Genomic DNA, 13547 nt, shown 5'->3' on the forward strand with positions numbered 1-13547 from the left:
ACGCTCCCGGGGATCCTCCGGGCGAGTCGTCGCGGCGGTTTTCCGGGATCGGCGCTCGTGGACGGGGGGAGCGCCGGGCCGGTTCGCCGGCGGGGTCGCCCCCGCCGGCGGACCGGCCGTCAGTGCTCCACGTCGGACCCGGCGGTCTGCGCGCCGCGCAGCATGAACCAGGCCGCGACGGCGGCGGCGAGCAGCACCACCGCGCCCGCGCCGGCCGCTATCCGCAGTCCCTCCAGGAACGCGTCGTTCGCCGAGTGCGTGAGGTCGGCGGCGACCTGCCCGGACACCGTGTCGGCCGCCTCGGCGGCGCCGGCGAGCGACTCGCGCGCACCGTCGGCCGCCGGGCCGGACACCCCCTCGGGCACCGTCAGGTGGCCCCGGTAGATCCCGGTGACCACCGAGCCGAGCAGCGCGATGCCCAGCGCCGCGCCCAGTTCGTACGCGGTCTCCGAGACGGCGGAGGCCGCGCCCGCGTTCTCCTTCGGCGCGCTGCCCAGGATCAGGTCGGCGGTGACCGTGAACGAGAAGCCCGCGCCGACACCGACCAGGAGCAGCACGCCGCCCAGGTAGAGGTACGGCGTGTCCTCGGCCAGCACGGTGAGCGCGCCCAGGGCCAGCCCTATCGCGGTCAGGCCCGACGTCACCACCACGCGCGGGGTGAGCCGGCGGGCCGCCGCGCCCGCGAGCAGACCCGACACGATCGCCCCGACGGTGGCCGGCAGCTCGGCCAGACCCGCCTGCAACGGGCTGCGCCCCTGGACCAGTTGGAGGAACTGGGACAGGAAGAAGATCAACCCGGACATGCCGAGCACGGTCAGCAGGTCGGCCAGTACCGATCCGGAGAACGCCCGGTTGCGGAACAGGCGCATGTCGAGCAGCGGCACCGGCAGCGACAACTGCCGGCGGCCGAACCACACCAGCGCGGTCACCCCGATCGCCAGTGCCGCCCACACGTCGGGGCGCAGCAGGCCGTGGGTCGCGGCCTCCTTGACCGCGTACACGGTCGCGATCATGCCGACCAGGGACAGTGCGGCACTGAGCATGTCCCACGGGCCCGGGTTCGGGTTGCGCGACTCGGGGAGCATCTTGACGCCGACGGCGATCAGTACGGCCATCACCGGCAGGTTGATCAGGAAGACCGAGCCCCACCAGAAGTGTTCGAGCAGGAAGCCGCCGACGACCGGGCCGAACGCGGCGCCGGCCATCGACATCGCGCCCCACACGCCGATCGCGAAGCTGCGCTCGCGCGCGTCGGGGAAGATGTTGCGGACCAGGGCCAGGGTGGAGGGCATCAGCGACGCGCCGGCGACGCCCATCGCGACCCGGGCGGCGATCAGTGCCTCGGCGCTGGGCGCGTAGGCGGCGGCCACGGACAGCGCGCCGAACGCGGCCGAGCCGAAGAGCAGCAGCTTCTTGCGGCCGATCCGGTCGCCGAGGGTGCCGGCGGTGACCAGCAGACCGGCGATGACGAAGGAGTAGACGTCGCCGATCCACAACAGCTGGGTGCCGGTCGGCTCCAGGTCCTCGCTGAGGAACGGGATGGCCAGGCCGAGCACGGTGGCGTCGATCGCCACGAGCAGCACCGACAGGGTCAGTACGCCGAGCGCGATCCAGCGGCCCGGCGCGCCCTTGGCGGGGCCGCCGGTGCCGGTATGAGCGGGAATCGAGGAAGTGGGAGCTGCCATGATCGAAAGTCCAAAAAAGAGATGGAACCAGGGGTGGGGCGACGGATCGGGTGTCGCGTCGCCCCGGGGGGTCAGTCGGGGTTGCCCGGGGTACGCCGGGCGCCGCCGAGCAGGAGTTCGGTGACCGAGCGGGCCGCGTCGCGGCCGGCGAGGCGGCCCTCGTGCACGGCCCAGCCAGCCGCGGCGACGAACGCGAACAGCGCCTCGGTGACCCACTGGGCGGTGAGGTCGACCCGCATCGAGCCGTTCTCCTGGCCGCGCCGGACCACGGCGGCCACCTGCTCGTCCATCACGCCCCAGGCCCGCTCCAGGTCCGGGTCGCCGACCAGCGAGCTCTCGCCGTACAGGAACGCCAGGTAGTCGGCGCAGGGCATCAGCTGCTCGACCAGGTCGCGCAGCGCCCGCGGTACGTCGTCGGCGCTCAGGTCGGCGGCGTCGATCGCGCACCCGATCCGGGCGGAGGCCTCCGCCCCGAGCGCGGTGATCAGCGCCGGGCGGCCGGGGAACATCCGGTGCAGCGTGGCCCGGCTGATCCCGGCCGCGCGGGCGATCTCGTCCATGGACGAGGCGGGGCGCCGGAGCAGCAGGGTGACGGCGGCGCGCAGCACCTGCTCGTTGTCGGTGGGCATGGATCAACTCTAGCCCAGATGAGACATCTTTGTCTCAGGAATTACGTGACAGGCTCAGCCGGCACACCGTGCCATCGGGCGGCGCGCCGTGGCGTCGGGTCAACCCGCGCCCTGCGGGGTCAGCTCCGGACGGGGTTCCTGCCAGGTCAGCACCGCGCCGCCGAGCCCGGCGTTGAGCCCGGCGCCCGGAAACACCCGCAGCCGCCACGGCGACAGGCGCATCACCGCGAAGTCGGGCGAGGAGGGCTTCTCCCACCCGGGCACCCCGGCCGGGTCGTAGCCCAGCGGCTCCGGGGTGTCCCGGAACAGGTGCCACACCCGCTCGCGGACCTCCTCGTCGAAGAGCAGGTCCGCGCGGCACTCGGCGGCGCACGTGTCGTGCGTGGGCGACCAGTAGTTGCAGGAAACGAACGGGTTGCGGGCGATGTGCGCGCGTTTGGTCGCGGTCGGCGCGGTGACCACCCAACCGGTGAGTCGACCGTGCTCCCACACCCAGTAGGGGTGCAGGATCCGGGTGCGAGGGCGGCCGGCGCTGTCCACGGTGGCGATCGAGGCCCACACGATCGAGTGCGCCATGGCGACGAAGGCCGGGGCCGCGGTTTCCAGATCGGTCATGGCGGCAACCCCTGTCTCGTCGTGACGGCCCGACACCCACCCCATACTGTCGTGAACGGGCGCGACCCTAAAGGCCCATCGGGAAGTCGTACGAGGCCGGCGGCTTGATCCGCACCCGATCGTCCTGGAACATCACCGAGATCTGGTCGTGCGGACGCAGCTCGATCCGGGCCGGATCGCCGGTCACCGACTCGCCGTTGAGGTAGGTGCGATAGGTGTGCGTGGCATCGGGGGTGAGCGCGCCCAGGTGGGTGTCGTCGAACCTGACGTTCCACATCGCGAACAACTGGCCCAGGACGAAGCGGGCGTTCGCGTCGTGGCTCTCCACGTGCAGTACGCCGCTGTTGTCGTGGGTGTGCAGGTCGGCCAGCAGCCCGGACGTGTGGTCGATGCCCAGATTCGGGGCGACCTCGACGCGCTCCGGGCCGACGAAGATGTCCAGATGCACGTGGAAGTGCTGCTTCGCGCCCTCCATCGTGTCCAGCGCCAGTCCGGCGTCGGCCCCGCGCCGCGCGCTGTCGGCGGGCACCGGCCAGGGCGGCAACTCGGCGTTGGTGGACGCCTTCGGCCGCGGCAGCGGGGGCCGGACGTCGGCGGCCACGGGGGCGCCGGCGGCGAGTGAGCAGGCGGACAGGAGCGCGGCGACCACGCCGACTCCGCCGCGGAGATGACGGTTCATCAGGGGCGCCTTCCGGAAGCGGGACGAAATCACCAACCTCGCGGCTTCGGCGACCCCGACGAAAGCCGATCGGGCGCGTCGGACCCGGACTTCACCCATACGGAGCACGGTGCGGCGCGCCCCCGGCGGTGTTCGGGATTCGGGCCGAACGCGGAACGCGCCGCCGCGCGACCACATGCCGCCCGCCGCGCCGCGGCGTGTCCTCGATCCCCCGGGCGTCGGCTACGACGAGGCCGGCGGGCTCGGGTTCGTCGTCGGCAGGAGTGCCTCGCAGGTCTTCAGGGCCTCGACCACCGCGGGGTCCGTGCGGTCGAGGGCCGACGGGCCACCCGGGGGGAGGTCGACGTGGTGGTCGTGGAGGCAGCTCGCGAACGCCCGGGTGCCGGAGTCGTTCGGGCCGCCGTTCGGGGCGGCGGTGCCCCGGCCGCCCGGTGTGCGGGAGGGGCGCAGCGTCGCGCAGGTCTCCTCGGCCTTGCGCAGGGCGGGATCGGTCGCGCGTGGGCGGCCGGGGAAGCCCGAGGGGCGTTCGCCGGCCGGGCGGCTCGGGCGATCGGATGGGCGGGCGGTGCCATCGGGCCGACCCGACGGGCGGGCTCCCCCACCCGGCCGTCCGGTCGGCACCGTGACCCCGTTCGCGCGCAGGCAGTCGGTGTACGCCTTCGTGGCGTCGGCACCGGCGCTCGGCGCGCTCGACGGACCCGCGACGCTCGTGCTCCTGCCGCCGCTCCCCCCACATCCGGCCAGCAGCAACACGAGTGCCGAGGCGGCGACCGGCACTACCGCCGTGGTCCATGCCGGTCGACCCGGGTACCTCGTCATGACGTCCTTCCCACGCGACTCGGGATCGGCCGCCGGACGACGCACCGCCCATCCGCCCCGGACTCAAGCACGGCGGGATGGTGGTTGGCCGCGCGCCGCCTGGGAGTTCGCTGGGAGCCCGAGCCGAATCCCACGGAAGACTTGTCGTTATTGCAATGATTTCATCCGGTACGCGCCCGGCCTCCGGCCTCGATCCGCCGTCGCGTTGCCGGCCAACTCCCAGACGGCCGACAGCCTTCCGGTACGTGTGCGGTTCAGTCTTGACCGCCATGAGGCGTGTACGACTACGACGCAAGTCGGTCCTGCTCAATCTGACCCTGGCCGCGGCGTTGGTCACCGGCGCCGGCTTCGCCTACGCGGCGGTGGACGACGGGGGCGGATCGACGCGCACCGGCCGGGCGCGTACGGGCAAGGTCACCAAGGGCACGGTGATGGCCACGGTGTCCGCGTCCGGGTCGTTGAGTTCGCCCTCCGACACGGGGGTGGCCTTCACCGCCGCGGGCAAGGTCACCGCGGTCGCGGTCAAGGTGGGCGACCGGGTCACCGCCGGCCAGGTGCTGGCGCGGATCGATCCGGCCCAGGCCGGGGAGGCGCTGGACGCGGCGAAGTCGGCCGTGACCGTGGCCCAGGCGAATCTGACCAAGGCCCGCGCGGGCACCCCGGTCCAGAGCGGAGGCGGCAACGGAGGCGGCAGCAACGGCGGTGGCAGCGGCAACCAGGGCAGTGGCAACCAGAGTTCCGGCATCGAGAACACGGCCGTACGCAGCGGCGGCACCGCCTCCCGCGATGTGCCCGCCGCCACGCCCACGACGGCGCCGCCCGGGTCCGCGTCCACCCCTGTCGCCCAGCCGCACCCGACCGTCACCGTCACCGTCACCAAAACCGCGACGGCCACCCCGTCGCCGAGCACGACGGTGGACGCCGCGGCGGTCACCCAGGCCGAATCGGCCCTGGTCACGGCGAACAACAAGGTCGCCGACGCGCAACGGGTCCTGGACGGCTGCACCCTGATCGCCCCCTCCGACGGCGTGGTGGCCTCGGTGTCGGGCAAGGTCGGCGACAGCGTCTCCGCCGGCGGCTCGGGCGGTACCGGCGCCTCCACCGGCTCTTCCGGCTCTTCCGGCTCTTCCGGCTCGGGCGGTTCCGGCGGCCAGGGCGGCTCGTCCGCGTCCTCGAACAGCACGGCGAGCGGATTCGTGGTGCTCGCGAACCCGACCGGCATGGAGAGCCGGGTGTCCTTCTCGGAGGCCGACGCGGCCAAGGTCAAGGCGGGACAGCCGGCCACGGTCACCCTCAACGTCGACTCCGCGATCCGGCTGAACGCCAAGGTGGTGAGCGTCAATCCGCTCCCGGACAGCGGCGGGTCGGCCGGTTCGGTCAAGTACGGCGCCACCATCGCGCTCCAGGGCGACGTGTCCACGCTGCGCACCGGCCAGACCGCGAACATCTCGGTGATCGTCGCCCAGGCGGACAACGCGCTCCAGGTGCCCTCGGGAGCGGTGACCGGCGGCACGAGCGGTTCCGCCGGCACCGGCGGCTCCGGCGCCTCGGTACGCGTCCTCGTGGACGGCGTCGAACAGCGCCGCACGGTGACCCTCGGCGTGGTGGGCGACCAGACCACGCAGATCCTCTCCGGCCTGGCCGAGGGCGACGAGATCGTGATCGGCACCGTTGCCGCCACCGGTTCCACCTCGGGCCGCTCCGGCCAATCCACCCGCGGCGGCGGTACCGGCGGCGGAGTCCCGGGCGGCGGCGGGGTCTTCCCCGGCGGCGGCAACGGCGGCGCGACCGGCGGCGGCTTCCCGCGCGGCGGCTCACGATGAGCGGGCCGCACGGGGGCCGCCCCGCGCCGGTGATCGACGTCCGCGCGGTGACCAGGTCGTACGGGCACGGCGCCGCCGCCGTGCAGGCGCTGCGCGGCGTCGACCTGACCATCGAGGTCGGCGAATACGTGGCCATCATGGGCAGTTCGGGCTCCGGCAAATCCACCCTGATGAACGTCCTGGGCTGCCTGGACGTCCCGTCCTCGGGCCGCTACCTGCTCGACGGCCTCGACGTCGGCCGGCTCGACGAGCACCAACTCGCCCTGGTCCGCAATCGCCGCATCGGCTTCGTCTTCCAGTCGTTCAACCTGATCCCGCGCACCACCGCGCGCGCCCAGGTCGAACTTCCGCTCTCCTACGCGGGGGTGCGCGCCAGGGAACGCCGGCGCCGCGCCCGCGCCGCGCTCGACCTGGTCGGCCTGTCCGATCGCGCCGACCACGCGCCCAACGAACTCTCCGGCGGCCAGCAACAACGTGTCGCGCTGGCCCGGGCCCTGGTCACCGCCCCGGCCCTGCTGCTCGCCGACGAGCCCACCGGCAACCTGGACAGCCACAGCACCCGCGAGGTGCTGGGCATCCTGGACCGGCTGCACGAGGCCGGCCGCACGATCGTCGTCATCACCCACGAGGACGAGGTCGCCGCCCGCGCCGAACGGGTCCTGCGCCTGGTCGACGGCCTGGTGGTATCCGACCGCCGGCGATCCCCCGCGTCCGCGCCGGCCGCGCCGGAGCCCGTCGCGGCCGGCCCGCTCGTGGAAGGTCCCCGTCGGTGAACCCCGTCGAAGTGCTCCGATTCGCCGTCCTGGGCCTGGCCGCGAACAAGATCCGGACCGCGCTGACCATGCTCGGCGTACTGATCGGGGTCGGCGCGGTGATCCTGCTCGTCGCCGTCGGCAACGGCTCGTCCAAGTCGGTACAGGCCTCCATCCAGCGCCTCGGCACGAACCTGCTCACCGTCTCGCACACCGCGGGCGGCGGGCGATTCGGCGCGGCCGGACAGGGCGGCACGCTCAAGGACCTCACTCCCGAGGACGCCCGGGCGCTGGTCGACAAGACCCTGGCCCCGCACGTGAAGTCGGCCGCCCCGGTGCAGACCACGTCCCAGAGCGTCACCTACGCCGGCCAGTCGGTCACCGTGTCCCAGATCGTCGGCACCACACCGGACTGGTTCGCCACCACCAACCACGACCTGGGCCGGGGCGCGCTGTTCGGCGCCGACGACGTGGACTCCCGGCGTCGGGTGGCGGTCCTGGGCAGCACCACGGTGGAGAACGTGTTCGGCACGGAGAACCCGATCGACAAGGAAATCCTGGTCGGCGGCGTGCCGTTCCGCGTCGCGGGCGTCCTGCGCACCAAGGGCGGCAACGGCGCGGCCGACTCCGACGACACCATCGTGCTCCCGGTGACCACCATGCGCGACAGCCTGACCGGCTACGGTTCGTTGTCCGCGATCGCCGTACAGGCCACCTCCTCCGACGACACCACGCTCGCCCAGGACGAGGTCACCTCGATCCTGAACAACCGGCACCGGATCACCGATTCGGCGCAGAGCGACTTTCGGATCACCAACCAGCAGTCGCTGCTGAGTGCCAACGACGAGACCAACAAGACCTTCACGGTGCTGCTCGCCGCGGTGGCCGCGATCTCGCTCCTCGTCGGCGGGATCGGCATCACCAACATCATGCTGGTGACGGTCGCCGAACGCACCCGCGAGATCGGCATCCGCAAGGCGATCGGTGCGCCGCGCGGGGCGATCCTGGGCCAATTCCTCGCCGAATCCACGCTGTTGTCGGTGATCGGCGGCGGACTGGGGGTGGCCGCCGGGCTGTTCGCGGCCCGCTTCGAGGTGGTCGGGATCACGCCCGTCGTGGTGCCGAGTTCGGTGGTCGGCTCGTTCGCCGTGTCGGTCGCCATCGGCCTGTTCTTCGGCGGCTACCCGGCCGCGCGCGCCGCCGCGCTGCGGCCGATCGAGGCGCTGCGGCACGAATAGCCCGACCACCCACCGCCGTTCCGGAGGAGAATCCCGACCATGACGCCGAAGCCCGGCCTCGACCCGCACGACACCCGCCCGCTCGACCCCGTCCCGGGCGAGCCGGCGCCCGATCCCGGCGCGCCCGCATCCCCCGCGCACGAGCCGACCGACTTCGTCGGCGGCTTCCGCGCCGAACCGGCCGCCGGCCCCGCTCCGGACGAGTCGCCGGAGGACATCCTCGCCCGACCGCCCGCCGCCCGCGACGTCGCCGACGAGTTGGCCGCCCCGCCCCGCCGCCGACTGCCCGCACTGACCCTGGCCCTGGGCGCGGGCGTGCTGCTGTCCGCGGGCTTCCTCGCCGGCGTCGAGGTACAGAAGGACCACGCCGGCGGCGGCACCGGGCAGGGTGCGGCGCAGCAGGGCGCGAACCCCTTCACCGCCCGCACCGCCGGCGGCGGCAACGGCACCCAACCGGGCGGAGGCCGCGCGGCCGCGCCGGCCGGCGGCACCACGTCCGGCGCGGGCTCCGGCTCCGGCTCCGATCTGACCACCGGGACCGTGAAGGTCGTCGACGACTCTTTCATCTATGTCTCAGATTCGGCCGGCAACATCGTGAAGGTGAAGACCGACGCCGGAACGAAGATCCAGGTGACCCGCGACGGGCGCACCGTCGACCTCAAGCCGGGCGACACCGTCGTGGTGCGCGGCGCGACCGGCGCCGACGGCGCGGTGACCGCGACCTCCGTCGCCCAGGGCACCGCTCCGCTCGGCCGCGGCGGCGCGGGCACGGCGGGCCCCGCGGGCGGCACCGGCGGCGCGACCGGCGGGGCGGGCTAGATGACCACGCCCGCCGAGGGCACCCGCACCCGCCTGCTCGTCGTCGACGACGAGCCGAACATCCGTGAACTGCTCTCCGCCAGCCTGCGTTTCGCCGGATTCGAGGTCGACTCGGCGGCCGACGGCGCCGACGCGCTGGCCGCAGTCGCGCGATGTCGGCCGAACCTGGTCGTGCTCGACGTGATGCTCCCCGACCTGGACGGCTTCGAGGTGGTGCGCCGACTGCGTGCCGACGGCACCCGCCTGCCGGTGTTGTTCCTGACCGCGAAGGACACCACGAAGGACAAGATCACCGGATTGACCCTGGGCGGGGACGACTACGTCACCAAGCCGTTCAGCCTCGAGGAGTTGATCGCCCGGATCCACGCGGTGCTGCGCCGGGTGCACGGCGGCGAGACGGTGCCGACCTCCTCCAACCGGATCGTGGTCGCCGATCTGGAACTCGACCCCGACGGCCACGAGGTGCTGCGCGGCGGACGGCCGGTGTCGCTGTCGCCCACCGAGTTCAAACTGCTGCGCTACCTGATGCTCAACACCGGCCGGGTGGTGTCCAAGACGCAGATCCTGGACCACGTCTGGCAGTACGACTTCGGCGGCGATCTGAGCATCGTCGAGTCGTACATCAGCTACCTCCGCCGCAAGATCGAACTCGACGTCGGCGGCGGCAAGTTGATCCACACCGTGCGCGGGGTCGGATACGTGCTGCGGCGCCCGCAGCCGTCGGCCTGACGGCGCCGGAATGCGCCTCCCGCACCCGAGCCGATCGTCGCTGCGCGTCCGCGTGCTGATCATCGCGATGACCCTGGTCGCCGTCGCCCTGCTGGTCAGCCAGACGGTCGTGGTGGGCTCGCTGCGCGGCTACCTCACCGACCAGGTGGACCGGCAACTGGGCCAGGCCGCACGGGGGATGGCGTACCGTCCGCCCGAGTCCCCCGGCGAACCGCGCGGCAACGGGCCGCCGCCGCCCGGCGGTCGCGGGCGGGCGTTCGGCGTGTTGCCGAGCCGGATCGTGGCCGAGTACCTGAACCCCGACGGCACCACCCGCCAGCGGGTGCGCTCGCCCGGCGCCGAGGAGGAGTTGGGCCCGCGGCTGCCCCGCCTGGACACGGTCACCGTGGCGGCGCTGGGCCGGCGTCCGTTCGAGACCGACTCGATGTCCGGCGACACCCGCTGGCGGGTGCTCGCGGTGCCGACGGCGGGCGGCGAGGGCAGCGTGGTGCTGGCCCAGCCGCTGAACGACGTCCGGGCGACGGTCGACCGGATGCGCACGGTGTGCCTGCTGATCGGCCTGACCTGCCTGACCGTACTGGCCGCGGCCGGCTGGTTCGCGCTGCGCGGCGGGCTGCGTCCGCTGCGCCGGATCGAGGAGACGGCGGCGGCGATCGCGGCGGGCGACCTGTCCCACCGGGTCCCGGTACCCGCGCCCGGCACCGAGATCGGCCGGTTGTCCACGTCGATCAACGGCATGCTGGCCCAGATCGAGACCGCGTTCGCGGCCCGCGCCGAGTCGGAGACCCGGATGCGCCGGTTCGTCGCCGACGCCGGGCACGAGCTGCGCACCCCGCTGGCCAGCGTGCGCGGCTTCGCCGAGTTGTACCGGATGGGCGCGCTCACCGATCCGGCCGAGGTGGCCCGCACGATGCGGCGCATCGAGGACGAGGCGATCCGGATGGGCGGCCTGGTCGAGGACCTGCTGCAACTGGCCCGCCTGGACGAGCAGCGGCCGCTGTGCAACGAGCCGGTGGACCTGCGCATCCTGGCCGCCGACGCGGTGCACGACATCAAGACCCTGGCCCCGGACCGCACGGTGACCCTGACCGGCCTGGACGGCGGCCCGGCGCATCCGGTGACGGTCTTCGGCGACGAGTCCCGGCTGCGCCAGGTGGTGGCCAACCTGGTCTCCAACGCGTTGACCCACACCCCGGCCAGTACCACGATCCGGATCGCGGTGGGCCGGACCGGACCGCCGGACCGGTGCGCGGCCCTGGAGGTCGCCGACGCCGGCCCCGGCCTGACCCCGGCCCACGCCCAGCGCGTGTTCGAACGTTTCTACCGGGTCGACTCCTCGCGCAGTCGCGCCGCCGGCGGCGGTTCCGGCCTCGGCCTGGCCATCGTCGCCGCCCTGGTCGACGCGCACGGCGGCCGGGTGGAGGTACGCACCGCCCCGGCCGAGGGCGCGGCGTTCCGGGTGCTGCTGCCCTGACCCGGGACCGGCGGCCCGACGGTCCCGACCGCCCCGCCCCTCAGCCCACCGGCGCGCCCGCCCGCTCCTTCTCCCCCGCCGGCTTGGTGTCCCCGTGCCCCGGCCACCACGCCGTGTGGCCGATCAGCGCGGTCAGGCTCGGCGTGAAGATCAGCGCCATGATGAAGGCCGCGATCGCGATCCCGCTGGAGAGCGCGAAGCCCATCTGGGACAGCGTCGAGTTGCCCGCGAGCATCAGCGTGGCGAAGGTGCCCGCCAGGATCACGCCGGCGGCGGCGATGGTGGGCCCGGAGTGCTTGACCGCCACGGCCGCCGCGTCGTGCGGGTTGTGCCCCTCGCGGGCCTCCTCGCGCAGTCGGGACACCATCAGGATGTTGTAGTCGGTGCCCAGCGCGACCACGAACAGGTACATGATCACCGGCAGCATGAACATCAGTCCGGGCTGGTCCCCGATCTTCTGGAACAACACCGAGGTCGCCCCGAGGGTGGCGCCGAACCCGAGCGCCACCGAGGCCATCAGATACCACGGCGCGACCAGGCTGCGCAGCAGCAGTCCCAGGATGATCATGATGCACACCGCCGCGACCGGGAAGACCACCGAGTAGTCCCGGTCCACCGCGCGGTTGATGTCCACGTAGACCGCGGTGATCCCGCCCACCAGCGCCTCGGTGCCGGCCGGCGCGGCCCGGTGCATGGTCGGCCGCAGCCGGTCCTTCACCGTGGACAGCGCCGCGTCGGTGGCCGGCGAGTCGGAGAGCACCACCGAGTAGAACGCGGTCGCCAGGTCGGGGGTGAGCACCGGCTCGGCCACCGAGCCGACCCCCTTCACCCCGCGCAGCTCCGCCTCGAAGGCGGCCCGCTCCTGCGGGGTGAGCGGCCGGCCGGTGGTGGACTCGAGGTAGACCTCGGTCGGATCGGTGGTCCCCGGCGGGAAGCCCTTCTCCAGGTTCTTCATCGCCTTGACCGACTCCTTGTTCGACGGCAGCGAGGAGCCGGCGAGGTCGAAGTTGGCCTTGTAGCCCAGCGCGCCGATCGCGAGCACCCCCATCACCAGCGCGGACGCCACCGCGAACACCACCGGGCGGCGGCCGATCCCGCGCCCGAGTCGGGCGAAGCCGGTGCCGTGCGGGGCCACCCGCCAGGACTTGGACGGCCAGAACACGCGCGTGCCGAGCAGCGAGACCACGGCCGGCACCAGCGTCAGTCCGGCCAGCAGCGTCACGAACACGGCGATCGCGAGCGCCGGCCCCATCGAGCGCAACATCCCCAGGGTGGACAGGGTCAGCGCGGCGAACGCGACGATCACCGCCGCCGCGGCGGAGGCGATCGCCTCGCCCACCCGGGAGACCGCGCGCACCATGCCGTTCTTCGGGTCGACGCCCTCGCGCAGCACCTCGCGATAGCGGAACAGCAGGAACAGCACGTAGTCGGTGCCGACGCCGAACAGCACCACGGTGAGCAACTGTTCGATCGAGCTGTCGGCCTTCATGTCGAAGACCTTGTTGGCGGACGCGATCAGTCCGGTGGCCATCGGCGAGATCAATCCGATGATCACCACCGGAAGCAGCGCGATGATCGGGCTGCGGAAGATGATCAGCAACAGCAGCACGATGATCACGATCGTGCCCACCGCGACCAGGGTTCCGGCGGTCTCGGACGAGTCCCGTTCGTCCAGCGCCTGGGCGGCGGAGCCGGTGATCCCGGCGGTCAGGTCGGTCCCGGCGACCTGCGCCTTGACCTCCTTGCGCATCGCCTCGACCGCGTCCTGCGGGGTCTCGTCGTTGGGGTCCTTGACCTCCGGCATGGCCACCATCGCGGTCTGCACCAGCCCGTTCGGCGAGACCTGGCCCGGCGTCACCCCCAGCACGTCCTTGATCTTCCGCGCCTCCACCGCCGTGGAGACCCGCGCCACCACGGCGCTGTCCGCCGGGGTCAACGGCTTGCCGTCGGTGCGCTGGAAGACGATCACCGCGCCCACGTTCTCCTGCTGCGGGAACGCCCGCTCGCGCAGGTCGGAGGCGCGGACCGACTCGTAGGACTTGGGGAGGAAGCTCTTCTCGTCGGTGGAGGAGGTCAGCTTCGGCGCGAGGCCGATCACCACACCGGCGGCGATCACCCACGCGAGGATGACCCACCAGGGCCTGCGAACGACAAATCCCCCCAGGGCCGCGAACATGGGCGCCTCGCTTCCTGCTCGTGCCGGATCCCGATCACCTCTCGTCACCATCGAACGGACCGGTCGGCCCCGCCGGCGGGGTGATCCGTGCGGGTGACACCGCGTGACC

12 protein-coding genes are annotated in these 13547 nt (G+C 73.0%); 6 read left to right on the plus strand and 6 right to left on the minus strand.

The genetic code is table 11. The features are described 5' to 3' along the window. Positions 1-119: 119 nt before the first annotated feature. The 5 genes from EMA17_RS31645 to EMA17_RS31665 form a co-directional block, all read right to left on the minus strand. Entirely contained in the window at positions 120-1685 is a 1566-nt protein-coding gene (locus tag EMA17_RS31645; RefSeq protein ID WP_246127023.1) for an MFS transporter, read from the minus strand. A gap of 71 nt (positions 1686-1756) precedes the next feature. After that, on the minus strand, positions 1757-2314 hold the full coding sequence (locus EMA17_RS31650) for a TetR/AcrR family transcriptional regulator (RefSeq protein WP_126640591.1): 558 nt from the start codon (positions 2312-2314) through the stop codon (positions 1757-1759). A gap of 99 nt (positions 2315-2413) precedes the next feature. Beyond that, positions 2414-2929, minus strand: a complete 516-nt coding sequence (locus EMA17_RS31655) for a pyridoxamine 5'-phosphate oxidase family protein (protein WP_126640592.1) — start codon at positions 2927-2929, stop codon at positions 2414-2416. A 67-nt stretch (positions 2930-2996) separates the two neighbouring features. Continuing rightward, positions 2997-3608: a hypothetical protein gene (locus EMA17_RS31660; RefSeq protein WP_126640593.1), complete on the minus strand. Its 612-nt coding sequence runs from the start codon at positions 3606-3608 to the stop codon at positions 2997-2999. A 222-nt stretch (positions 3609-3830) separates the two neighbouring features. Then, positions 3831-4427, minus strand: coding sequence for a hypothetical protein (locus tag EMA17_RS31665; RefSeq protein ID WP_126640594.1), 597 nt, complete (start codon positions 4425-4427; stop codon positions 3831-3833). A 269-nt stretch (positions 4428-4696) separates the two neighbouring features. Between EMA17_RS31665 and EMA17_RS31670 the strand changes: the two genes are divergently transcribed. The 6 genes from EMA17_RS31670 to EMA17_RS31695 are packed head-to-tail and all read left to right on the plus strand — an operon-like array spanning position 4697 to position 11262. Beyond that, complete coding sequence (locus tag EMA17_RS31670; RefSeq protein ID WP_160161634.1) at positions 4697-6250, plus strand: efflux RND transporter periplasmic adaptor subunit; 1554 nt, start codon at positions 4697-4699, stop codon at positions 6248-6250. After that, complete coding sequence (locus EMA17_RS31675; protein ID WP_126640596.1) at positions 6247-7023, plus strand: ABC transporter ATP-binding protein; 777 nt, start codon at positions 6247-6249, stop codon at positions 7021-7023. The genes EMA17_RS31670 and EMA17_RS31675 overlap by 4 nt, the downstream gene beginning before the upstream one ends. Beyond that, positions 7020-8240: an ABC transporter permease gene (locus EMA17_RS31680; RefSeq protein WP_126640597.1), complete on the plus strand. Its 1221-nt coding sequence runs from the start codon at positions 7020-7022 to the stop codon at positions 8238-8240. The genes EMA17_RS31675 and EMA17_RS31680 overlap by 4 nt, the downstream gene beginning before the upstream one ends. A 39-nt stretch (positions 8241-8279) precedes the next feature. After that, positions 8280-9059 carry a hypothetical protein gene (locus tag EMA17_RS31685; protein WP_126640598.1) on the plus strand — a complete coding sequence of 260 codons (780 nt, stop codon included), beginning with the start codon at positions 8280-8282 and terminating at the stop codon, positions 9057-9059. After that, positions 9060-9788: a response regulator transcription factor gene (locus EMA17_RS31690; RefSeq protein ID WP_126640599.1), complete on the plus strand. Its 729-nt coding sequence runs from the start codon at positions 9060-9062 to the stop codon at positions 9786-9788. It begins immediately after the preceding gene. Positions 9789-9798: 10 nt separating this feature from the next. Further along, on the plus strand, positions 9799-11262 hold the full coding sequence (locus EMA17_RS31695) for a sensor histidine kinase (RefSeq protein ID WP_126640600.1): 1464 nt from the start codon (positions 9799-9801) through the stop codon (positions 11260-11262). Positions 11263-11302: 40 nt separating this feature from the next. Here the strand turns inward: EMA17_RS31695 and EMA17_RS31700 are convergent, their stop codons facing one another. Continuing rightward, on the minus strand, positions 11303-13378 hold the full coding sequence (locus tag EMA17_RS31700) for an MMPL family transporter (RefSeq protein ID WP_246127024.1): 2076 nt from the start codon (positions 13376-13378) through the stop codon (positions 11303-11305). Positions 13379-13547: the final 169 nt, after the last annotated feature.

This window comes from Embleya hyalina (genome assembly GCF_003967355.1).
Lineage (GTDB): Bacteria > Actinomycetota > Actinomycetes > Streptomycetales > Streptomycetaceae > Embleya > Embleya hyalina.

Excerpts from the sequence above, each read along its gene's own strand:
- EMA17_RS31645 (WP_246127023.1), bottom strand. The coding sequence starts at position 1,685 with ATGGCAGCTCCCACTTCCTCGATTCCCGCTCATACCGGCACCGGCGGC.
- EMA17_RS31650 (WP_126640591.1), bottom strand. The coding sequence starts at position 2,314 with ATGCCCACCGACAACGAGCAGGTGCTGCGCGCCGCCGTCACCCTGCTG.
- EMA17_RS31655 (WP_126640592.1), bottom strand. The coding sequence starts at position 2,929 with ATGACCGATCTGGAAACCGCGGCCCCGGCCTTCGTCGCCATGGCGCAC.
- EMA17_RS31660 (WP_126640593.1), bottom strand. The coding sequence starts at position 3,608 with ATGAACCGTCATCTCCGCGGCGGAGTCGGCGTGGTCGCCGCGCTCCTG.
- EMA17_RS31665 (WP_126640594.1), bottom strand. The coding sequence starts at position 4,427 with ATGACGAGGTACCCGGGTCGACCGGCATGGACCACGGCGGTAGTGCCG.
- EMA17_RS31670 (WP_160161634.1), top strand. The coding sequence starts at position 4,697 with ATGAGGCGTGTACGACTACGACGCAAGTCGGTCCTGCTCAATCTGACC.
- EMA17_RS31675 (WP_126640596.1), top strand. The coding sequence starts at position 6,247 with ATGAGCGGGCCGCACGGGGGCCGCCCCGCGCCGGTGATCGACGTCCGC.
- EMA17_RS31685 (WP_126640598.1), top strand. The coding sequence starts at position 8,280 with ATGACGCCGAAGCCCGGCCTCGACCCGCACGACACCCGCCCGCTCGAC.
- EMA17_RS31690 (WP_126640599.1), top strand. The coding sequence starts at position 9,060 with ATGACCACGCCCGCCGAGGGCACCCGCACCCGCCTGCTCGTCGTCGAC.
- EMA17_RS31695 (WP_126640600.1), top strand. The coding sequence starts at position 9,799 with ATGCGCCTCCCGCACCCGAGCCGATCGTCGCTGCGCGTCCGCGTGCTG.